Annotated in this window: 17 protein-coding genes; 7 read left to right on the plus strand and 10 right to left on the minus strand. The window is 72.4% G+C overall.

All coding sequences use genetic code 11. From position 1 onward, the window contains the following. Window positions 1–209: 209 nt before the first annotated feature. The 4 genes from NR112_RS08370 to NR112_RS08385 form a co-directional block, all read right to left on the minus strand. Entirely contained in the window at window positions 210–950 is a 741-nt protein-coding gene (locus NR112_RS08370) for an aminoglycoside phosphotransferase family protein (RefSeq protein WP_256793537.1), read from the minus strand. 118 nt (window positions 951–1,068) lie between these two features. Continuing rightward, window positions 1,069–1,341 carry a hypothetical protein gene (locus tag NR112_RS08375; protein WP_256793539.1) on the minus strand — a complete coding sequence of 91 codons (273 nt, stop codon included), beginning with the start codon at window positions 1,339–1,341 and terminating at the stop codon, window positions 1,069–1,071. A gap of 73 nt (window positions 1,342–1,414) precedes the next feature. Further along, on the minus strand, window positions 1,415–2,743 hold the full coding sequence (locus NR112_RS08380; protein WP_256793540.1) for a DUF1501 domain-containing protein: 1,329 nt from the start codon (window positions 2,741–2,743) through the stop codon (window positions 1,415–1,417). 8 nt (window positions 2,744–2,751) lie between these two features. Then, on the minus strand, window positions 2,752–4,407 hold the full coding sequence (locus NR112_RS08385) for a DUF1800 domain-containing protein (protein ID WP_256793541.1): 1,656 nt from the start codon (window positions 4,405–4,407) through the stop codon (window positions 2,752–2,754). A 121-nt stretch (window positions 4,408–4,528) separates the two neighbouring features. On the opposite strand from NR112_RS08385, the gene NR112_RS08390 reads away from it, so the two are divergent. The 3 genes from NR112_RS08390 (at window position 4,529) to NR112_RS08400 (ending at window position 10,090) form a co-directional block, all read left to right on the plus strand. Then, window positions 4,529–5,353, plus strand: a complete 825-nt coding sequence (locus NR112_RS08390) for a nucleotidyltransferase domain-containing protein (protein WP_256793542.1) — start codon at window positions 4,529–4,531, stop codon at window positions 5,351–5,353. A gap of 96 nt (window positions 5,354–5,449) precedes the next feature. Then, window positions 5,450–9,589 (plus strand): AAA domain-containing protein, encoded by a 4,140-nt coding sequence (locus NR112_RS08395; RefSeq protein WP_256793543.1) that lies wholly within the window; start codon window positions 5,450–5,452, stop codon window positions 9,587–9,589. A gap of 66 nt (window positions 9,590–9,655) precedes the next feature. Further along, entirely contained in the window at window positions 9,656–10,090 is a 435-nt protein-coding gene (locus NR112_RS08400) for a tol-pal system YbgF family protein (protein WP_256793544.1), read from the plus strand. A gap of 107 nt (window positions 10,091–10,197) precedes the next feature. Here NR112_RS08400 and mscL read toward each other — a convergent pair whose 3' ends face one another. The 5 genes from mscL to NR112_RS08425 all read right to left on the minus strand — a co-directional run bounded on the left by mscL (window position 10,198) and on the right by NR112_RS08425 (window position 14,363). Next, on the minus strand, window positions 10,198–10,563 hold the full coding sequence (gene mscL / locus NR112_RS08405; protein ID WP_256793545.1) for a large conductance mechanosensitive channel protein MscL: 366 nt from the start codon (window positions 10,561–10,563) through the stop codon (window positions 10,198–10,200). Window positions 10,564–10,721: 158 nt separating this feature from the next. Further along, on the minus strand, window positions 10,722–11,420 hold the full coding sequence (locus NR112_RS08410; protein ID WP_256793546.1) for an SAF domain-containing protein: 699 nt from the start codon (window positions 11,418–11,420) through the stop codon (window positions 10,722–10,724). Window positions 11,421–11,422: 2 nt separating this feature from the next. Next, complete coding sequence (locus NR112_RS08415; protein ID WP_256793547.1) at window positions 11,423–12,328, minus strand: S-methyl-5'-thioadenosine phosphorylase; 906 nt, start codon at window positions 12,326–12,328, stop codon at window positions 11,423–11,425. A 73-nt stretch (window positions 12,329–12,401) separates the two neighbouring features. Then, window positions 12,402–12,797 carry an FmdB family zinc ribbon protein gene (locus tag NR112_RS08420; protein WP_256793548.1) on the minus strand — a complete coding sequence of 132 codons (396 nt, stop codon included), beginning with the start codon at window positions 12,795–12,797 and terminating at the stop codon, window positions 12,402–12,404. 45 nt (window positions 12,798–12,842) lie between these two features. Continuing rightward, on the minus strand, window positions 12,843–14,363 hold the full coding sequence (locus NR112_RS08425) for a potassium/proton antiporter (RefSeq protein ID WP_256793549.1): 1,521 nt from the start codon (window positions 14,361–14,363) through the stop codon (window positions 12,843–12,845). Window positions 14,364–14,592: 229 nt separating this feature from the next. Between NR112_RS08425 and NR112_RS08430 the strand changes: the two genes are divergently transcribed. After that, window positions 14,593–17,124 (plus strand): penicillin acylase family protein, encoded by a 2,532-nt coding sequence (locus tag NR112_RS08430; RefSeq protein WP_256793881.1) that lies wholly within the window; start codon window positions 14,593–14,595, stop codon window positions 17,122–17,124. 110 nt (window positions 17,125–17,234) lie between these two features. On the opposite strand, the gene NR112_RS08435 is transcribed toward NR112_RS08430, so the two are convergent. Continuing rightward, window positions 17,235–17,849: a 5-formyltetrahydrofolate cyclo-ligase gene (locus NR112_RS08435; protein ID WP_256793550.1), complete on the minus strand. Its 615-nt coding sequence runs from the start codon at window positions 17,847–17,849 to the stop codon at window positions 17,235–17,237. Window positions 17,850–17,908: 59 nt separating this feature from the next. Here NR112_RS08435 and glp point away from each other — a divergent pair, with 59 nt between their 5' ends. The 3 genes from glp to NR112_RS08450 are packed head-to-tail and all read left to right on the plus strand — an operon-like array spanning window position 17,909 to window position 21,541. Continuing rightward, a complete protein-coding gene (gene glp / locus NR112_RS08440) occupies window positions 17,909–20,551 on the plus strand; it encodes a gephyrin-like molybdotransferase Glp (RefSeq protein WP_256793551.1) in 2,643 nt (880 codons plus the stop codon). Further along, window positions 20,551–21,054, plus strand: a complete 504-nt coding sequence (gene moaC / locus NR112_RS08445) for a cyclic pyranopterin monophosphate synthase MoaC (RefSeq protein ID WP_256793552.1) — start codon at window positions 20,551–20,553, stop codon at window positions 21,052–21,054. The genes glp and moaC overlap by 1 nt, the downstream gene beginning before the upstream one ends. Next, window positions 21,047–21,541: a molybdenum cofactor synthesis domain-containing protein gene (locus tag NR112_RS08450; RefSeq protein WP_256793553.1), complete on the plus strand. Its 495-nt coding sequence runs from the start codon at window positions 21,047–21,049 to the stop codon at window positions 21,539–21,541. Before moaC ends, NR112_RS08450 begins: the two co-directional genes overlap by 8 nt. Window positions 21,542–21,566: the final 25 nt, after the last annotated feature.

Consider the following 21,566-nt stretch of genomic DNA (forward strand, 5'->3'; position numbering starts at 1 on the left):
ACGAGGCTTCGGTCGCCGTCCCCGACTGGGCGAGATCGCTTGGCCACGAGCGTATCCGGGCCACGGTCTGGGACTGGAACGCCGCCTCACGGCGGGTGCCGGCGAAGGTCGGTTTCGTCGAGACCGACCGCCGGCAGGTGCACCTGGTCCACGCCACCACGCTGTTCACCGTGAGAGAGCTCTGAGCCGAGCGCCGGCGAACCGCAGCCTCAGAGCTGGGCCCTGAGCACGTCGATCTCGCACCCGGGCGCGGCTGGGTCGAAGCCGTGCTCGACGAGCCAGCGGATCGCCGTCAGGCTCCGCAGCGACCACCAGGCGCGCACCACGTCGACGTCGACGGCAGCCGCGCCGTAGCCGGCGACGACGTCGTCGAGGTGCTCCGGATGCCCCAGCGTCAGGCTGGCGAGGTCGTACATCGCTGACCCGCGACCCGCCTCGGACCAGTCGAGGATCCCCGTCACCTCATCACCGTCGACGAAGACGTGCGCCACCTGCAGGTCGCCGTGCATGAACACCGGCGTCCACGGACGCAGCGCAGCCTCGGCACACTCACGGTTGCGCAACACGAGGTCAGCCGGCAGGACGTCGTTCGCCAGGAGCCACGTGCACTCGGCCTCGAGGCTCGCCGCCTTCTCGTCCAAGGTCTTCCCGGACCACGCGGGCAAGGGCGCGTCGTGCAGGACTCGGAGCGTGGCACCAGCCGCGGCCCAAGCCGCCGCCGAGGCGGTCGACGGGCGACCCAGGCGACCCAGCGCCACTCCTGGCAGCGCCGCGAGCGCGAGCACGGGCGGCCTGCGCCACAGGATCTCCGGGGTCGGGACCGGCGCCAGCGTCATCGCCTCGATCTCGACGTCGGTGTACGTCTGGTCCCCGTCGACCTTGAGGAACACGTCGCCGACGCGGAGCGTCGCGCGCGCCTGGTGAGCGACCACGACCTCGACCTCGTCCACATCGGTCAGTGTCGCGCACGAGCTGCGCAGCGCCCACCCCTTTGTCGCCCGAGGCAGGAGGCAGCACGTGCCAGCTCGCCACCGCACGGGCCATCACCGGTCGTCGAGGTTGATCTGTCTACCCGGCGGGGTGGGCGCGCGCCCAGGCCACGATCTCGTCCGGGGTGTTGATGGCCGTGCCGTCGTCGAGCACCAGCACGGGGACGAAGAACGAACCGGTCAGGGCGTGCACCTCGCGACGCACCTTGCGCTGCAAGAACTTCGGCAGATGTTCCTGACCTCTGGCCTTGACGATCTCAGGGCTGTGGCCGGCGTCGACCAGGGCCTGGTGCGCCGTGTGGCAGTCGTGGTGGGCGCTTCCGCCGGTGCCCCAGCAGATGTACAGCCTCATGAGCCCCTCCCTCTGCCGGTGCCGGCCGGGCCGGCACCGTTCCTAGACCGTACGCCGGGTCAGCGGCCGGGAGTCAGGCCTTCGCCGCGAACATCCCGAGGCGGTGGGTGCCGAGCAGCGGGAAGACCGTCGACGAGGAGAGCTGCGCACGCTTCTCGAGCGCCTCGGCGAGGATCGTCCGGTAGTCGGTCGTGCCGGCGAGGTCCCCGTTGTCGAGGTTGGCCGCCGCGAGGCCGGGCCAGCGACCGTAGACCTGGCCGCCGCGTACGCCGCCGCCCAGGACGAGCGAGACGTTGCCGTGCCCGTGGTCGAGTCCACCGGAGCCGTTCTGCGCGACGCGGCGGCCGAACTCGCTGAGCGTCACGAGGGTCACGTCGCTCATCTGCGCGCCGAGGTCCTGGTTGAAGGCGGCGAGGGCCTGGCCGAGCTCGGTGAGCTGGCGGAACATCCAGCCCGAGTCGCTGGACCCGAGGCCCGAGTGCATGTCCCAGTTGCCGACGTCGACCGTGGCAGCCCGCAGGCCGAGGCGGGCCTTGATGAGGCGGGCGAGGTCGCGGAGGGCGTCGCCGACGGCGCCCTTGGGGTATGCCGCCCCGTTGGCCGGGGTGTAGCCGGCGGCCTTGAGCGGTGACATCGTCGAGAGAGCCCCCAGCGTCGCCCTGGCGGGTGCCCCGAGCGCGGCGGGCGCTCCGGCATACAAGGCGTTGAGGGCGGTCGTCCAGCGGGTCTGCTCCTCCGGGGTACTCGCGCCGCTGAGGCTGAAGCTGTCGACGGTGCGGATCGCGACCTCAGGGTTCGGCCCCATCATCGACTGCGGAGTCGTCGCCGAGCCGACCGACGCGGACGCGAACGTCGAGACCGGGCCGCTGAGTCCGATCATGCGGTCGAGCCAGCCGGTGCGGATGCTCGAGCCGGGGGCGGCGTTCTCCATCGTGGCCATCGCCTCGAAGTGCGACCGCGTCGGGTTGACCTGACCGACGGCGTGGACGGCTGCGAGACCGCCGGCGTCCCAGATCGGCTTGAGCGGGGCGAGGGCCGGGTGCAGCCCGAACATGCTGTCGAGCTTGATCGCCCGCGACGCGGGGATGGCGATCGTGGGGCGAGCCGTGACGTACGCGGGGTCCCCGACGGGGGCCACCGCGGACAGGCCGTCGAAGCCGCCGCGCAGGCTGAGGATGACGATCGTGTCGCCGGTGTAGGCCGTCCCGGCGAAAGCGAGCTGCGTGGCGGCGCTAGGGCCGGCGGTGCCGACGACGGCGCCGAGCGCTCCCAGCGCGGATGCGCCCGCGAGCAGCGTGCGGCGGGAGACCTGTGAGGTCAGGGCCTGGCCCTGCGGGCAACCGCAGCCCTCCGCGGGGACGCCTGTTCGGGCCGAGGACGTGGTCGCGGGGTGGGTCGTCATGGTCGTCCTCAGCGGGTCGCGAAGTTGGGGGAGTCGAGCAGGAGCGCGACGATCGACGGGAGCCGCCACGTCAGGGCCGCGGCACCCGCCTTCAGGGCGTCGCCCGGGGCGTGGTCGACGAACCGGCAGATCGCGTCGCGCTGGACGGTCGTCAGCGTGATGAGCAGCTTCGCGGCGAGCGCGTCGACGAGGGCGGCATACGTCGTCGGCAGCGGGGACGGCACGAGCGCCGTGACGTCGGGACGCTTCATCGCCTTGAGCGTCCAGTTGCCCGCGAGGCCGAGGTGGAAGTTCCAGCGGTTCAGGGTGCTCGACGCGCCGTTCCAGGCGGCGGCGACGTCGGGATAGCCGTTCGGAGCGGGCCACCCCATCGGCGCCTGCCCGAAGGTGCCCATCTGCCAGAAGAGGCTGCGCAGGTCGCTCGTCACCCCGGCGGCCGGGACCGGCTCCGGGGTCAGGCCGAGGATGCGGCACGACGCGAGGGCGTCCTCGTAGGGCGTGCGGATCTTCTGGCCCGCCGACGCGGCGAACTCGGGGGAGAGGAAGAGGGCTCGCAGCACCGGTGCGATGGCCGTGCCGTTCGCGAGGTAGACCTGGGCGAGCTTGGTGACGAGGGTGGCCGGGGGCGTGTCGGAGACGTAGCGCGTGGCGAGCTTCGTCGCGATGCGGGTCGCCGTCGCCGGGTGGTTCGCCAGGTAGGTGAGGTAGAGCGTCGCGACCGCGCTGCCGTTCTCGGGCGTCGCGTTGGGGTCGCTCCAGCCGAGCACCTTGACGGTCCCGACGTGACGACGGTTGGGCCGGTAGTAGTAGAGACCCGACTCGGGGTCGACGCTGAGGCCGGTCAGGGCCAGCGCGGACATCTTGACGTCGGCCTCGGTGAACGTCCCGACGCCGACGGTGTGCAGCTCGAGCAGCTCGCGGCCGTAGTTCTCGTTCGGCGCCTTCTTCGTGCTGTCGGCGTTGTCGAGGACCTTGAGCATCGACGGGTGTCGAGCGGCCGCGTTGAGCATGTCGGAGTACTTGCCCAGCGCGTGCTTGCGGATGACGTCGCGCTGGAAGAGGTGCGAGCTGTCCCAGACCTCGCTGCTCGGGACCGGGACGACGAGGTGGTTGGTCCAGAAGTCGACGACGGTCTCGAGGAGCTGCCGGCGGGAGAAGAGGGCCCGGGCCAGGTGCGCCTCGACGAGGTCCATCATGACGGTCCACGTGTCGCCGCCCTCGAGGCGCTCGCGCACCTCCCACGCCTTCCAGCCCAGCCGTGGCCAGCGCTTGAGGATCGTGTCCATGGCCGTGTCGGGCACCTTGGTCAGCGGCGCGAGCTGGGCGTCGAGCCAGGCCGTCGTCCCCGTCGCGCGCACCTCGGCGACCAGGGCCGGCGTCGGTCCGAACGTCGCGCGCCGGAGCAGGTGCAGTACGGGGTCGGTCGTGACGGCTGCGGCCATGACCGCGGGGGTGGCCGTCCCGGGCGCCGCTGCGGCTGAGGCGGATGCCGCGGACGCGGTCGTCGCGGTGGCCATGGCGAGGGCCGCGCCGCCCCCGAGCCCGGAGAGCACGCGTCGGCGCGCGGGCGCTGCCGACGGCCCGGCGAACGACGGTCCGGCCAACGACGGTCCGGCCAAGGACGGTCCGCCGGACGTCGGCGACTCGGGGGAGTGAGCGGTCATGCGTGGGACGGTACATACCAGATCGGGCGCTGACGTCGTTATCGGACATTTAGGTCACTCTCGCCGACTCGGCGTCGGGACGGCGCTCCGGTAGCGTCCGGCCCATGCCCAGGGCTGCCCGATGATCGCCGACGAGACGCTGGCCCGGATGGCCGGCGAACTGACCGCAGTGCGCGGGGTCGTCGGCGTCGTGCTCGGCGGCAGCCGCGCTCGTGGCGACGCGCTGCCCACGTCTGACGTCGACCTCGGCATCTACTACGAAGGTGTGCCCGACACCGCCGTGCTCGGTCGGCTCGCGAGCCGCTGGTCCGGACGTGACGTCGCGGTGGGGGTGCCCGGCTCCTGGGGCCCCTGGGTCGACGCGGGTGGCTGGCTCGACGTCGAGGGCACCGCCGTCGACTGGATCCTGCGCGACGTCGATCGGGTTGCAGCACAAGCGGATCGAGCCAACCGTGGTGAGTTCGCCTTCCACCCGCAAGCAGGTCACCCACTTGGCTTCCTCGACGTGTCGTATGCCGCCGAGCTGGCCACCGGGGTCGTCCTGGCCGACCCGGCCGGTCGGCTCGCGTCCCTGCGCGCGGCCGTGACGGCATACCCCCTCGCACTGCGCGACGCCATGGTCGGCGCCCTCTGGGAGGCCGACTTCCTCGTCGGCGCGGCCACGAAGGGCGCCCGTCGCGCCGACACGACCTACGTGTCGCTGGCGCTGGCCCGAGCGGTCCTGCTGTGTGCCCACGCCCTGCACGCGCAGGCCGGACGCTGGGTGACGAACGAGAAGGGGCTCGCGCCCGCAGTGGCGACCCTGCCCGACGCTCCCGCGGGCTTCTCGCGGGACGCTGCCCTCGCGCTCGGTGCGCTGGGTGCCACCGAGGAGTCCCTCAGGGCTGCCGTCGCCGCCGTGGCCCGGCTCGTCGGCGAGACCCGCGCCGCCCTCGGCGAGCGCTGACAAGAGCGCACGGCACGGGCCGTCTCAGCACGGATTCCTCTGCCCGGTGGTCTGTCGGTGGCGGGTACGCGGAGGTTCGTTCGTTAGCCTGCTGGAATGACCGACGCCCTCAGGACCGACCCTGCCCCCAAGGCCGAGTCGCCCTCGGGCGATCCGCGCGCCGACCGCGTCGGGGCGGCCGTCAGGACCTGGCAGCGCACGCTCGTCGACCTCGGCGGGCGCAACACGCTCCTCTGGTACCGCGACCTCCCCTCCGGCACCCTCGACCTGACGACCGCGCACCCCGGCGGGGTCTCGATGCTGCTCGCCGGCCGTCGCACGCGACTGTCCGACCTCGTGCGCGAGCCCGCGGCCTTCGAGGAGGCCCGTCGCCGCGCGCGCGCCATCCGGTCCAAGGCCCTCGAGCTGCACGAGGAGCGCGGCATCGCGGCCGGCTTCATCGCAATCGGCATGGCGACGTGGTCCGTGCCGCGCGCCGCACGCCCGCCGGCCTCGCCGGTGCTGCTGCGCTCGTGCGTGCTGCGTCCGACGGGCGCCGCCCAGGAGGACTTCGAGATCGACCTCGGCCCCGAGGCCGAGCTCAACCCCGTCCTGCGCGAGTACCTCCGCTCCGAGCAGGGCATCGAGATCGACGCGGACGCGCTCGCGGACCTCGCCACGGCCGGCAACGGCTTCGACCCCTACCCGGTGTATGCCGCCCTCGGCCACGCGTGCGAGCGCGTGGCCGAGTTCGAGATCACCCCCCGGCTCGTGCTGGGCACCTTCTCCTACGCCAAGCTGCCGATGGTCGCCGACCTCGCCCTCCAGGGCGACACCCTCGCCGACCACGATGTCGTCGCCGCGCTCGCGGGCGACGAGTCGGCGCTCGCGGCGGTGCGGCTGCGCCTGCCCGAGAGCGACCCTGACCCCGACCCGGAGCACGAGTACCTCGTCCTCGACGCGGACTCCTCCCAGCACGCAGCCATCGACGCCGTACGCGCGGGCGCCCACCTCGTCGTCAAGGGACCTCCCGGCACCGGCAAGTCGCAGACGATCGTCAACCTCATCGCCTCGCTCGCAGCCGAGGGCAAGTCGACCCTCTTCGTCGCCGAGAAGCGCGCCGCCATCGACGCCGTCCTCAGCCGTCTCGACCGTCTCGGGCTCGGCGACCTCGTGCTCGACGCCTACGACGGGCCGACGAACAAGCGCGCGACCGCCCAGCAGTTCGCCAAGAGCCTGGACGCCGCGGTCGAGAACGACACCCTCGAGAGCGACCGCACGACCGCGACGCTGCGCGACCGCCGGGCGCGCCTGCAGAAGCACGTCGAGGCGCTCCACGCCGTGCGCGACCCGTGGGGTGTGTCCGCGCACGAGGCCCAGCAGGCACTCGTCGAGCTCGGCACGCGCACGCCTGCGCCGACGTGTCACGTCCGTCTCGGCAGCCGCGACCTCGCCCGACTGAGCCGTGCGAGGGCCGTCGAGCTCGGCCGGCGGCTGCGCGACGCCGCCGGGCTCGGGGCGTGGACGCGGGACGGCGACGACCCGTGGTTCGGCGCCCGCATCCTCACCGCCGACGACGCGGCCCGCGCCCTCGACGTCACGACCCGACACAGCACGAGCGGGCTCGACGACGCCGCCCGCCAGCTCAACCGCATACTGTCGGAATCCCACGTGCCCGAGGCGAACTCGCTGGAGGACTGGAAGTCGGCCTTCGCCACGATGTCGAGCGTCCGTGAGACCCTCGAGGTCTTCCGGCCCGAGGTCTTCGACATCCCGCTCAAGGAGCACATCGCCGCCACCGCCACGCGCGACTGGCGTGAGGCCCGCGACGTCGACATGGGCTGGGTGGACCGCTGGAAGATCCGGCAGCAGACCAAGCGCCTCCTGCGCCCCGGTCGACCGCCGGCCAACCTCCACGAGGAGCTCGTGTCGGCCAGCGAGCAGCGTGAGCACTGGTTCGAGCTCGTCGGCGGAGGCGGTCGTCCGGAGATCTCGCCGCGCCTCGACGAGGGGCTGTCGCTGCTGGCCGAGCTCACCACCGACCTCGAGTGGCTCGACGACCGCCTCCAGGTCGGGCCCGACGGGCGCACGCTGACGTCCCTGCCGCTGCGCGACCTGCGGGACCGGCTGGCCCGGCTCGCGAGCCGGCCCGACCGGATCGCGGTGCTGCCCCAGGTCACCTCGGCCCTCGACGAGCTGCGCTCGACCGGGCTCGGCCCGGTCGTCGACGACCTCGCGGCCCGCGGGATCCCCACCGACCAGGTCACGGCCGAGGTCGAGCACGTGTGGTGGGCCTCCGTCGCGCAGGAGATCACCGTCCGCGACCCGGCGTACGGCGCCCACGACGGCGCGGGACTGCGCCGCGACGTCGCGGAGTTCGCCGAGGCCGACCGCGCCCACCAGTCGGCGACCGTCGACCGGGTGCGCGCCGCGGTCGCCCGCAACATCCGTGAGGTCCTCGCCGACCACCCGGCCCACGAGGCCCTCGTGCGTGCCGAGGCCGGTAAGGCTCGCCGCCACAAGCCGCTGCGCGACCTCATGCCGCAGGCGTCGTCCACGCTGACGGCGATCAAGCCGTGCTGGGCGATGAGCCCGCTCGTCGTCGCATCCACGCTGCCTCCGGGGCGCTGGTTCGACGTCGTCATCTTCGACGAGGCCTCGCAGGTGCAGCCCGCCCAGGCGATCTCGGCCATCTCCCGCGCCCGACAGGTCGTCGTCGCGGGGGACGAGCGCCAGCTCCCGCCGACGAACTTCTTCACCGTCGTCTCCGACGACGAGTCCGATGCCGCGGCTCCTGCCGACGAGACCCTGACCGAGGGCTTCGAGTCGGTGCTCGACGTGCTCGCTGCAGCTCTGCCGACCCGCAACCTCACGTGGCACTACCGCAGCCGCGACGAGCGCCTCATCGCCTTCGCCAACGACGCGATGTACGACGGCCGCCTCACGACCTTCCCCGGCACGTCGCTCGAGTCGGCGGTCACCTTCGAGCCGGTCGACGGTCAGGCTGTCGTCCAGCCGGGCGTCGACACCATCGAGACGACCGACGGCGAGGTGGCCCGCGTCGTCGAGCTCGTCCTGGAGCACGCCCGCACCCGTCCCAGCGAGTCGCTCGGCGTCATCGCCCTCGGCATCAAGCACGCCGACCGCCTCGAGGAGGCGATCACCGAGGCGCTGCGCACCGCGCCGGACGTCGCCCCCTACTTCGACGACTCCCGCGACAAGCGCTTCTTCGTCAAGAACCTCGAGCGCGTCCAGGGCGACGAGCGCGACGCCATCATCCTGTCGATCGGCTACGGCAAGACGCCGCACGGACGGGTCCTGCACCGCTTCGGTCCGCTCAACATCGAGGGCGGCGAGCGACGTCTCAACGTGGCCATCACCCGAGCCCGCGCCCGGATGACCGTCGTGTCGGCGCTGCGGGCGATCGACCTCGACCCCGAGCGGCTCAAGGCCCGCGGCGCGATCATGCTCCGCGACTTCCTCGCGTACGCCGAGAGGCGCGGTGTCGTCGGCGCCGACGACACCCTCTTCGCCTCCGCCCCGACAACCGTCGACCCGCTGCGGCACGACCTCGCCGAGCGCCTGCGCCGCCAGGGCCTCACCGTCCACGAGGACTACGGCACGGCCACCCACCGCATCGACATCGCCGTCGAGGATCCCTACCACCGGGGCCGGGCCCTCATCGCCGTCGAGACCGACGGGAGCAGGTATGCCGCCCTGCGCAGCACGCGCGACCGTGACCGCCTGCGCCCCGAGCAGCTCGCCCGCCTCGGCTGGCTGCACGAGCGGGTGTGGAGCACCGACGTGTTCCGCGATCCCGCGCGGGAGATCGCCCGCATCGTGACGCTCGCCCGCACGTCGTCGCCGCCCCGCGAGGCCGAGCGGACCGACGGGGCGGCACCGACGCCAGACGACGGCGCTGGTCCGACGAGCGCGTCAGACGGCGACGGGCCGTCGGAGGGTGCCAGTGCGCCCTCCGGAGAGGGCCGCCCGGCGACGGGCCGGGCGGCCTCCGACGGAGCCGGTCCATCGACGACGGAGTCTGCTCCGCGCCCCAAGCGCAAGCGGCGCAGGGTGTTCCGCAAGGGCACCGGAGCGGCGGACAGCACGCCCGACGTCGACGCCGATGCGAGCGAGCCGGGTGCGGCGCTCGGCCGCAGCAGTGACGAGCTCGACCTCGGCTGGGGCGAGCGCCCCTCGGGCTCAGGTCTGGGTGACCGCTGGCTCGAGGAGCAGCGGCCCCCGCACTACGAGTGACCTGACGCGGACCACGGCGGTGCTACCTGCCGGAATGCCGTGGGCTCGTGTGGCGTTGTGGGCCACATGAACACGACGACACCGTTCTCGCTGCGCCTCTCCTGGGCTCAGGGTCTCTTCGAGCGAGGTGACCACGTGGCCGCCGCGACCGCCCTGGCCGATCTCGTCGACGAGGTCGAGTCGTCGCGCACGGCCGAGGCCGCGGACGAGGGTGTGCTCCACTCCGTCACCGACCTCAGGCTCATGCTGGCCCGCGCCTACTTCCAGTCGGCGCAGCTCGGTCGGGCAGAGGCGACCCTCAACGAGGTCATCGAGCAGTCGCCGACGGACTCCTACGCGCACCTGCTGCTCGGTCGCACGCTCCAGCGCGCCGGCCGGCACGCCGAGGCCGCCCGCCCGCTCGCCCTCGCCGAGATCCTCGGCGACTACGAGCGCCCTGAGGCCTACGGCACCACCGCCACCGGTCCCACCGCCCTCGCCGACACCGCTGAGCCCGTCTGACCGGGCGTCCGTCGAGTGTCCCCGTCGTGACACGGGATGGCTGGGACTGACGAAGGGGCGGGAGCCATCGGCTCCCGCCCCATCGACGTGCGTTCGTGTGGTCCGACTCAGCGGGCGCGGAGGCTGTCGCGGATCTCGGTGAGCAGGATGACCTCCTCCGACGGGGCCTCGGGCTCGGGCTCGATCCCGGCCTTGCGCCGCTCGGCGAGGTGGTTCATCGGGACGACGACGATGAAGTAGACCGCGGCAGCCACGATGACGAAGCCGACGAGCTGGGTCAGGAAGGCGCCGAAGTGGACGCCGCCCGGGTTGAACTGCGAGAAGTTCGGCTTGCCGCCGATCTTGCCGATGAGGTCCATGATGACGGTGACGAACGAGTCGACCACCTTGGCGAACGCCGTGCCGATGACGACGGCGACCGCGAGGTCGACGACGTTGCCTCGCATCAGGAAGTCCTTGAAACCCTTGATCATGCGCGTCCCTTTCTGTGCCCTGGACTGGGTGATCTCGATGCCGCGGGGGCTGGTTGCGACTCGCCCCGGTGGGGCCTGCCTGTCCGTGTTGAGCCTGCGACCCGTGTGCGACGCTGCGACGAGAGTGACGCGTGAGGCGCGCCCCGGGCACCCCGAGCCTACTGTGCAGGTCCCGGCCCGTGCCGGACGGCGACCACCAGACCCTGGCCGGCCTCGAGAGCGCTGAGGCCGCGGGCCACCTCGGCGGCCTGCGTCGGGTCAAGGGCCAGGGTCACTCGCGCCGGCGCGCCGGAGCCGAGGCCGGTCGACTCCTCGGCCGCGCGGACGGCGAGGACGACGACGTCGGTCGCGGCCCGGCTGCCGGAGCCGGTGGCGTAGAGGTCGATGTGGTCGCCCGGCCGCACCCCGACCGACGCCGCATCGAGGACGGGGACGCTGAGGGCCACGTGATCGCCGGGCTGGCCGGCGAGCAGGTCGCCGCCCACGAGGCGCTCCGGCGTCACGACCTCGTGCACGGACAGGGGAGCCGCGGCCACGCGACCGACCGCCGTCTGTGCCGTCGACAGGGCTGCCACGGGTCGCTGGCCCCCGGGTCGGGCCGCGACGGTGACGTCGTCGGCGCCGATCGTCTGTCCGGCCGCGACGTCACGGGCCATGACGACCGTCGGCGCTCCCGCGCCTCCTGCCGGCGCCGGGCGCAGGGCCGCGACCGTGACGAGCACGGCCAGGGCGGCCAGGCTCGCCGCCGCCCATCGCCGCCAGCGCGCGCGTCGGGCCCGACGCCGCCGCGGACCGTCAGGCCAGCCCGCCCGGCCGGTCTCGCGGCGCCACCGGGACCCCGATCGGCTGCCGCTCATGGTCAGGGGAGCGGGAAGGGCAGCTCGAGACCGTCGAGGCTGCGTCGGCAGGGGCAGGTGGCCGTCTCGTCGGGCTCGTGCGCCGGCATCTGGCCGATGGCATCGCGCAGGATCGAGGTGAGGTGCTCGACGTTGGTCGCGAAGACGCGCAGGACCTCGTCGTGCGTGACGGCGTCGCCGCCCTCCACGCCGGCGTCGTGGTCGGTGACCATGGCGATCGTCGTGAAGCACATGGCGAGCTCGCGGGCCAGGGCCGCCTCGGGCATCGTCGTCATGCCCACGATGCCGAAGCCGGCCTGCTGGTGCATGAGCGACTCGGCGCGGGAGGAGAACCGTGGCCCGTTGACGACGACGAGGGTGCCCTCCGTGACGACCTCGAGCTGCGAGAGCCGGGTTGCGGCGACGGCGACCTGACGGCCGTTGGGGCAGTAGGGATCGGCGAACCCGACGTGGACGACCGGGCCCTCCGTCTCGTAGATGGTGTGGGGCCGCCCCCACGTGCGGTCGACGACCTGGTCGGGCACGACGATGGTGCCGGGCCCGTGCTCGGGCTTGAGCGAGCCGACCGCGCAGGGGGAGAGGATCTGGCGGACGCCGACGGCCCGCAGCGCCCAGAGGTTCGCGCGGTAGTTGACCCCGTGCGGCGCGAAGCGGTGGCCCTTGCCGTGCCGCGCGACGAAGGCGACGCCGCGGCCCTCGACCTCACCGATGACGAGCGGGTCGCTCGGTCGTCCGAACGGGGTCTCGACGTCGACGGTCTCGTAGTCGTCGAGGAACTCGTAGAGGCCCGATCCGCCGATGACGCCGATCTCGGCGCGCAGACCCGGAGCGGGCGCTCCGGGGACGGCGGGGTCGGACAGGGCGCCGGGGACGGCGGGGTCGGACTGGGTCGTCTGCTCGGTCGTCATGCGAGGAGCCTAAGGCGGGCACCCGGCCGGTCGAGCGGCATATGCCCTCGGGTGGGGACAACGTCCCCCGAGCTCAGGTGGCTGTGGACGACGACCCGGACGACGTCGACGCGGTCTTCGACGGCGTCGAGGTGCTCGAGCTGCCTGACGAGCCGCCCGACGAGCCGCCCGACGAGTCGGAGGACGAGGTCGACGAGGAGGTCGAGGTGGACGAACCGCCGTCGTTCTTCTTCGTGTCGCCCGAGCCCGCGCCGTCGGAGGCCGCCGGCGTCGACGCGCTCTTGGACGCGGCGCGCGAGTCGGTCTTGTAGAAGCCCGAGCCCTTGAACGCGATGCCGACCGGGTGGATCACCTTGCGCAGGCGGGGCTCGCCGCACTCCGGGCACACCGTCAGGGAGTCGTCGGTGAACGACTGGCGGATGTCGAAGGCGTGGCCGCACTCTTGGCACGCATAGGAGTAGGTGGGCACAGGTGAACCTCGGACGTCGGGGGCGGAAGATGACCGAGGGTCAGTCTACGGCCAGCCGGCGAGACGCCCGCCACGGCTGATCTCGCGGATGCGTCGCTCGGTGCGCTGCTTGACCTTGGAGGTCGTGACGACGAGCAGCCGGTCGCCGTGACGGATCGTCGTGTGATGCTCGGGCACGAAGCCCTCGCCGGCGCGCACGACGAGGGTGACGTTGGCGCCCTTGGGCAGCCTCAGCTCGAAGACGGCCACCCCGTGCAGCCTCGACTCGGCACCCACCGTCACCTGGATGACGTCCGCGCCGATCTCCATCAGGGTGGTCGACTCGAGGTCGACGTCGACCGAGTGGACGTGCTCGGTGAGACCGAGCCGCCGCGCCACCCACGGCAGGGGCGGGGCCTGCACGATCGTGAAGATGACGACGAGCATGAAGACGAGATCGAAGATCCACTCCGTGTCCGGCGTGCCCACGACGAGCGGCACCGTGGCGAGCACGACCGGTACGGCGCCGCGCAGTCCGGCCCACGACAGGAAGACCTGGTCGCGCCAGGGCACCTTGAACCACGAGACCGACGCGAAGACCGAGAGCGGCCGGGCGACGAGCAGCAGCACGAGGCCGATGACGACGGCCGGGACGATCTGCTCGTCGAGGCGCCTCGGGTCGGCGAGCAGGCCGAGCAGCACGAAGAGGCCGATCTGGGCGATCCAGCCGAGCGCGTTGGCGAAGCTCTGGAACGCCACCCGGTTGGGCAGTCCCATGTTGCCGAGCACGAGGGCCGCGAGGTAGGTCGCCAGGAAACCGGAGACGTGGATCGCGGCGCCGATCGCATACGCCAGGACGGTGAGCGCGACGACTCCGATCGAGAAGAGGGCGGACGACGCGCCGGCGACGCGGTGCAGCAGCTGCCCACCGACCCAGCCCACGGCACCCCCGACGAGGGCGCCCCCGGCGAGCTCGACCGCGGCGTGCAGCACGAGCACCCACCAGGGGTCGGCCGTGCCGCCAGGCACCCCCTGGGCGGCGAAGGCGACGACGAGGATGACGACCGGCGCGTCGTTGAAGCCCGACTCCGCCTCGAGCATCCCGGACAGGCGCTTGGGGATCGGCACGTTGCGCAGCACGGCGAAGACGGCGGCGGCATCCGTCGAGGAGACGATCGCGCCCATGAGGAGCGAGATCGTCCACGACAGCGGGAGGAAGGCGTGCGCGGCCACCGCGACGACGAGCACCGACACGACGACCCCGACCGTCGAGAGCACCGCGGCGGGGGCCACCGAGTCCTTGATGTTGGACCACGACGTCGTCAGGCCACCCTCGGCCAGGATGAGCACGAGGGCGGCGTAGCCGAGCACGCGCGTGATGGATGCGTCGTCGAACTGGATGCCGGCGCCGGCGTTGCCGAGGGCCAGGCCGATCCCGAGGTAGATGAGCAGCGACGGCAGTCCCGAGCGGACCGACAGGCGCACGGCCGCGACGGCCACGAGCAGCACGAGCGACCCGATGAGGAGCACGCGCGTCAGGTCGTCGAGGTCCATGGTCGACGACGTGATGCTCGCGAGTGCGGTCAACGGCAGCTCCTCCGGTGTGGGGCAATCCAACCATCCCGGTGCCGGCGCCCGTGGGGCGGTCCGCGGGGCGTCGCGGTCGGGTCGGCAGCGTCGGTCGTCGGTTCGGCAACGATGTCGCGCAGCGCCCGACGGGCTGCGAGCTGCACCGTCCGCGGTGGCCTAGGCTCGTCGCGTGTCACGGTTGAAGCGCGCCCGTCGGATCGTCCTTCTCGTCACCGTCCTCGTCGTCATGGCGGTGGTCGGTGTCGGGATCCTGGCGATCGGGGTGGTGCGGCAGTCGTTCCCGGAGACCTCGGGACAGCTCGAGATCGAGGGCCTGACGAGCTCGGTGTCGGTGCACCGCGACGCCCAGGGCGTCCCCACCATCTACGCCGACAACGCGAGCGACCTCTTCCGGGCGCAGGGCTTCGTCAGCGCCCAGGACCGCTTCTTCGAGATGGACCTGCGCCGCCACGTCACGGCCGGTCGGCTCTCCGAGCTCGTCGGCAGCGCCGGCATCGACAAGGACAAGGTCATCCGCACGATGGGCTGGCGCCGCATCGCGGAGCAGGAGCTGCCGAAGCTCGCACCCGAGACGCGGCAGTACCTCCAGGCGTACGCCGACGGCGTCAACGCGTACATCAAGAAGGCCGAGGCGCCCGAGAAGATGTCGCTCGAGTACACCGTGCTCGCCCGCCGCAGCCCCGGTTACCGCGTCGAGCCGTGGACACCCGTCGACTCGCTCTCGTGGCTCAAGGCGATGGCGTGGGACCTGCGCGGCAACTACGACGACGAGCTCGCCCGCGCCCGCCTGTCGCGCACGACGCGCTCCCTCAAGCAGATCAACCTGCTCTACCCTCCCTACCCCGTCGACCGCAACCAGCCGATCCTCTCGGAGCAGGACTGGCAGCCCGCGTCCGCGAGCGACCAGGCGGCGAGCCCGGCCCCCGCGGCCCTGACGGCCATGCGCTCCGAGGACGGCAACGCCGCCATCGACTCGGCGCTCGCGTCGGTCAACGCGGTGCCGTCGAGCCTCGGCCGGGGCGACGGCATCGGCTCGAACTCGTGGGTCGTCTCGGGCTCGCGCACGACGACGGGCAAGCCCCTGCTCGCCAACGACCCGCACCTCGCGCTGTCGATCCCCGGCATCTGGGGCCAGGTCAACCTCCAGTGCCGCACCCTGAGCGCGGCGTGCCCCTTCCAGGTCTCGGGCTTCACCTTCTCGGGGCTGCCGGGCGTCGTCATCGGCCACAACGACAAGGTCGCGTGGGGCATGACGAACCTCGGCCCCGACGTCACCGACTTCTACCTCGAGCAGGTCTCGGGAGACGGCTACCTCCGTGACGGGCTGACCAAGCCGCTCGAGACGCGCCAGGAGGTCATCAAGGTCGCCGGTGGCGCCGACGTGCCGCTGACCGTGCGCTCGACGGTGCACGGGCCGATCATGTCCGACATCGTCCCGGCGATCGACACGGCGGGTGACCGCAGCGTCGTGCGCGGCGCTCCCCAGTCCAACCGGTATGCCGTGTCGCTCGCGTGGACGGCGCTGACGCCGGGCACGACGGCCGACGCGATCTTCGCCCTCAACCGGGCCACCAACTGGTCGGACTTCCGCAAGGCCGCGGCCCTCTTCTCCGTGCCGTCGCAGAACCTCGTCTACGCCGACACGGCCGGCCACATCGGCTACCAGTCTCCGGGCAAGATCCCCGTGCGACGGTCGGCGACGCCCGGCTCGCCCCCCGGCTTCTGGCCGTCGCCCGGCTGGGACTCGCAATGGGACTGGAAGGGCTACGTGCCCTTCGACGACCTGCCCCACACCTTCGACCCCGCCGAGGGCTTCATCGTCACGGCCAACCAGGCCGTCACCGCGAGCCCGACGCCGTTCCTGACCTCGGAGTGGGACTACGGGTTCCGGGCGCAGCGGATCCGCACCCTGCTCGCCGCGACGCCGAAGGTCTCGCCCGAGACGATGTCGCAGATCCAGGGCGACACCCTCAACACGTACGCGCCGGGCCTCGTCGAGCGCCTCCTCGCCGTGCAGGTCGACGACTTCACGGCGCAGGCCCAGCGCCTCCTGCGTGACTGGGACGGCAACCAGCCCAACGACAAGACGCGTGATGCGGCCTCGGCGGCGTACTACAACGCCGTGTGGAAGCACCTGCTGGAGTTCACCTTCGACGAGCTCCCGCCCGACATCGCGCCTGACGGCGGCAGCCGGTGGATGGTCGTCATTGAGCAGCTGCTCAAGGACCCGAAGAACGACTGGTGGGACGACAAGACGACGCCCGGCGTCACCGAGGGCTCCGGCGAGATCCTCAAGCGCGCGCTCGTCGAGGCGCGTCTCGACCTCGCCCGCGAGCTCGGCAAGGTGCCCGCGACGTGGCGTTGGGGTCGCCTGCACTCGCTCGACCTGACGCACCAGGTCATGGGCGCCGACGGCGTTCCCGAGTTCATCCAGAACCTCTTCAACCGCGACGACATCGAGCTCGGCGGCGGCAACTCCATCGTCAACGCCAACGCGTGGAACGCCTCGAAGCCCGGCTACGACGTCACGAGCGGCCCGTCGATGCGCATGGTCGTCGACCTCGGCAACCTCGACGCGTCGCGCTGGGTCAACTCGACCGGCCAGTCGGGGCACGCCTACGACGACCACTACTCCGACCAGATCGACGCGTGGGCGGCCAACGAGACCTTCGTGTGGCCGTTCAGCCCGACCGCGGTGCGCGAGGCGACCGACGACGAGCTGACGCTCGTGCCGCCGTCGCCGACGTCGAACCCGTAGCCCGCCCGGGTCCCGGGGCGGGCCGGGCCTGAGGGAGTCACCGGCGTCGTCCGCCACCGATGGCGTATGCCGGGTGGTCGGGGCCGGCGGTCGGCTCGACGAGGTGCGCGTCAGCGCAGCCGCACGACGCGTCCGGTCGTCGTGACGTAGCCGTCGACCGGGAGGTCGTGGGCGTCGGCCGGCAGGTCCGTCTCGCTCTGCTCGCCCTCGTGGAGCAGCGTCACGACGGGGGTGGCCGGGTCCCGGTGGAGCAGGGCCCGGTCGTAGCAGCCGCCGCCCTGGCCGAGGCGCGTCCCGTGTCCGTCGACGGAGAGCCCGGGCGTGACGACGAGGTCGCACGTGGCGAGGGCGTCGGTGCCGAGCCAGCCGTGTCGCTCCTCGTTGTCCGGTGCGTGGCCGCCGTGGCCGGGGCGGCGCACGGTCGCGTCGTCGCCCGAGGTGCCCGGGACGGCATACCTCCACTCGAGCGAGAAGTCGTCCTGCACGACGGGCACGATGACCTCGTGCCCGGCCGCGAGGAGCGCCTCGACGAGGCGGCCCGTCGGCGGCTCGTCCGGGAGGGACTCGTAGACCGCCACCCGGGACGGGTCGGGCACGAACCGGAGCACGGCCCCGGCGATCGCCGCCGCGGCGGCGTCACGCTCGGCCGGGGTGAGGCGCGAGGCGATCTGGCGCCGCCTGGCCCGCGCGGCGTGACGCAGGTCACGCTTGCCCAGGCCGCTCACGGTGAGCACATTTCGCGCACTCGGGTGACGCACATGCGGCCCATCGTAAGGTGATGCCCATGAGTGACCAGGGGCTCCACGCGTCCGTCGCACTGATGCGCGACCGGGGCCTCGGTCCTGAGGCGATCAGGGTGTTCGAGCACTACTACGAGCAGCTGCAGGCCGGGGCCCTCGGCACGATCCCCGAGGAGTCGATCGAGCCCCTCGGCGAGGTGCAGACCCTCCGCGGGGTCCAGGTGTCCGACGAGGAGGCACGCGAGGCGCTGTCCCGCACCGCCATCATCAAGCTCAACGGCGGCCTCGGCACCGGGATGGGCATGACGGGCGCCAAGTCCGCGCTCGAGGTCAAGGACGGCCTGACCTTCCTCGACATCATCGCCCTGCAGGTGCTGGCCCTGCGTGAGCGCTGGGGCGTCGAGCTCCCGCTCGTGCTCATGAACTCCTTCCGCACCTCGGAGGAGTCGCTCAAGATCCTCGCGAAGTACCCCGACCTGCCGGTCGAGGGGCTGCCGCTCGACTTCATCCAGAACGCCGAGCCCAAGCTGCGCCCCGACGACCTCATGCCGGTGCACTGGCCCGACGACCCCGAGCTCGAGTGGTGCCCGCCGGGCCACGGCGACATCTACGTCTCGCTCGTCACGTCCGGTGTGCTCGACTCCCTGCTGGAGAAGGGGATCCGCTACGCGTTCCTCTCCAACTCCGACAACCTCGGCGCGACGTGCGACCCCGATGTCGCGGCGTGGATGGTCGAGCACGGCCTGCCCTACGTCGCCGAGGTGTGCAAGCGCACCAAGAGCGACCGCAAGGGCGGCCACCTCGCGGTGCGCAAGTCCGACGGCCGGATCGTGCTGCGCGACACGGCGATGGTGGCCGAGGGGGAGGAACGCTACTTCCGCGACATCAAGCGGCACAGCACCTTCAACGCCAACAACGTGTGGATCAACCTCGAGGTCCTGCGCGAGCGGATGACCGCCAAGCAGGGCGTCCTCGGCCTGCCGATCATCGTCAACCACAAGAACGTCGACCCCGCCGACCCGAGCTCGCCGGAGGTCATCCAGATGGAGTCGGCGATGGGCACGGCGATCGAGGTGTTCGAGGGGTCCGAGGCGATCCTCGTGCCGCGCACCCGCTTCCGTCCGGTCAAGACGACGAACGACCTGCTCGTCATCCGGTCCGACTTCTTCACCCTCGACAAGGGCTACCACGTCGTCGCGACCGTCGACGCGCCCGAGCCCTACGTCGACCTCGACTCGGCCTACCGCTTCGTGTCGGGCTTCGAGCAGCGCTTCCCCAAGGGAGTGCCCTCGATGCGCGACTGCACGAGCCTGCGCGTCATCGGTGACCCCGTCTTCGGCCGCAACGTCCGCTGCGTCGGCGAGGTGCTCATCGACGGTTACCGCCGCGTCCTCGACGACGCCGTGCTCGGCGAGCTGCCGACGCCGACGCCGGCGCCCGTCACGACACCGGGTGACGTGCGCACGGTCGACGAGCACCTCAAGGCCATCCTCTCGACGCTCGAGCCGTCGCCGACCGAGTGGACTCCGCTCACCGAGGCCCTCGGCCTCGTCGTGGCCCGCGACGTCCGTGCCAAGGTCAACCTGCCGCACTTCGACAACTCGTCGATGGACGGGTATGCCGTCCGCTCCGAGTCGCTCGCGTCTGCCGGAGGCTCCCCGGTGCGGTTGCGCATCGTCGGCGAGGTCGCCGCGGGTGCCAACCCGACCTTCTCCGTGGGCGTCGGAGAGGCGGCCAGGATCATGACCGGCGCCCCGATGCCCGAGGGTGCCGACGCCGTCATCGCCGTCGAGGACACCGACGCGGCCGCGACGGGCGACGTGGAGTGTCGCGTGGCGGTCACCCCGGGTCGCTTCATCCGTCGGCAGGGCGAGGACGTGTCGTCGGGCGAGATCATCGTCTCCGCGGGCGAGGTCGTCGGCGCCCGCACCATTGCGCTGCTCGCCGCGTGCGGTCATGCCCAGGTCGAGGTCCACCGCCGGCCGCACGTCGTCGTGCTGTCGACGGGTGCCGAGCTCGTCGAGCCCGGAAAGCCCTTGCAGCCCGGTCAGATCCACGACTCCAACTCCTCCATGCTCTGGGCAGCCGCCGTCGGCGCCGGAGCCTCGGCCGAGATCCGGGCGGCGGTCGGCGACTCCGACGAGGAGCTGCTCGCCGTGCTCGACGAGGTCGTCGCCGAGGCCGATGTCGTCATCACGAGCGGCGGTGTCTCGATGGGGGCCTACGACGTCGTCAAGAGCGCTCTGCGTGGTGAGGGCATCGACTTCGTCAAGGTGGCGATGCAGCCCGGCAAGCCGCAGGGCTACGGGCTGCTGACCGGACCGGGTGGCAGGCAGGTGCCGCTCTTCGCCCTGCCCGGCAACCCGGTGTCGTCGTTCGTGTCGTTCGAGGTCTTCGTGCGACCGGCGCTGCGCCGGCTGATGCGCCTGACTCCCGAGAAGCGACGACTGCGGCCGGCCACGCTCATCTCCGGCGTCGAGTCCTTCGGCGGGCGGCGCCAGTTCGGTCGTGCCGTCGTGTCACGGTCGGCCGAGGGCACCCTCGTCGCCGTCCCCGTCGCGGGCCAGGGCTCGCACTTCGTCGCCGACCTCTCCCGGGCCAACGCGCTCTTCGTCGTTCCCGAGGACGTGACCGAGCTCGTCGCCGGCGAGGTCGTCGACGTCCTCGTCCTCGACAAGGAGGCCTGATGAGCGACGTCACCGAGGAGCCCGGAGCTCGCGAGGCGCCCGGCCTGACCCACGTGCGCGCCGACGGCAGCGCCCACATGGTCGACGTCTCGGCCAAGGCCGTGACCGCCCGCCAGGCCAGCGCGGCGGGGCGCGTCCTGCTCAGCGCCGACGCCGTCGCGGCGTTGCGCTCGGGGAGGGTCCCCAAGGGCGACGCCCTGGCGGTCGCCCGCATCGCCGGCATCCAGGCCGTCAAGCGCACGCCCGAGCTCATCCCGCTCGCGCACCCGATCGCCGTGCACGGTGTCGAGGTCGACGTGACGGTGGCCGACGACGGCGCCGACATCACGGCGACGGTGCGCACCGCCGACCGCACGGGCATCGAGATGGAGGCGCTGACCGCGGTGTCGGTCGCCGCGCTCGCTCTCATCGACATGATCAAGGCCGTCGACAAGCACGGCCGGATCACCGACGTCCGCGTCACGGCGAAGTCCGGTGGCCGGTCGGGGGACTGGCGTGAGTGAGGGTCCGGGCGTGGGGCGCCGGGCCGTCGTCGTCACGTCCTCGACCCGGGCCGCCGCCGGCGTCTACGCCGACCGGTCCGGCCCGGTCATCGTCGAGCGGCTCCGCGCCTGGGGCTTCGAGGTGGGCGAGCCCGTCGTCGTGCCCGACGGGGACGAGTTCGGCCTGGCGCTGCGCGAGGTCCTCGCGAGCGAGCCGGAGCTCGTCATCACGACCGGGGGGACCGGCCTCACCCCGACCGACGTGGCACCCGAGCAGACCGCGCCGCTGCTCGACCGGCTCGTCCCCGGCGTCGCCGAGGCGATCCGCGCGGCCGGCGTCGGCAAGGGGGTGCCGACGGCCATGCTCTCGCGGGGTCTCGTCGGCGTCGCCGGGCGCACCTTCGTCGCCAACCTCCCGGGGTCGCGCGGCGGCGTGACCGACGCCCTCGACGTGCTCGAGCCGGTCGTGGGCCACGCCCTCGACCAGATCCCCGGCAGTGACCACTGACGTGAGGACCCGGACCCGCTTGCGC

The sequence above is a fragment of the Terrabacter sp. Ter38 genome (genome assembly GCF_024519435.1).
GTDB lineage: Bacteria > Actinomycetota > Actinomycetes > Actinomycetales > Dermatophilaceae > Terrabacter.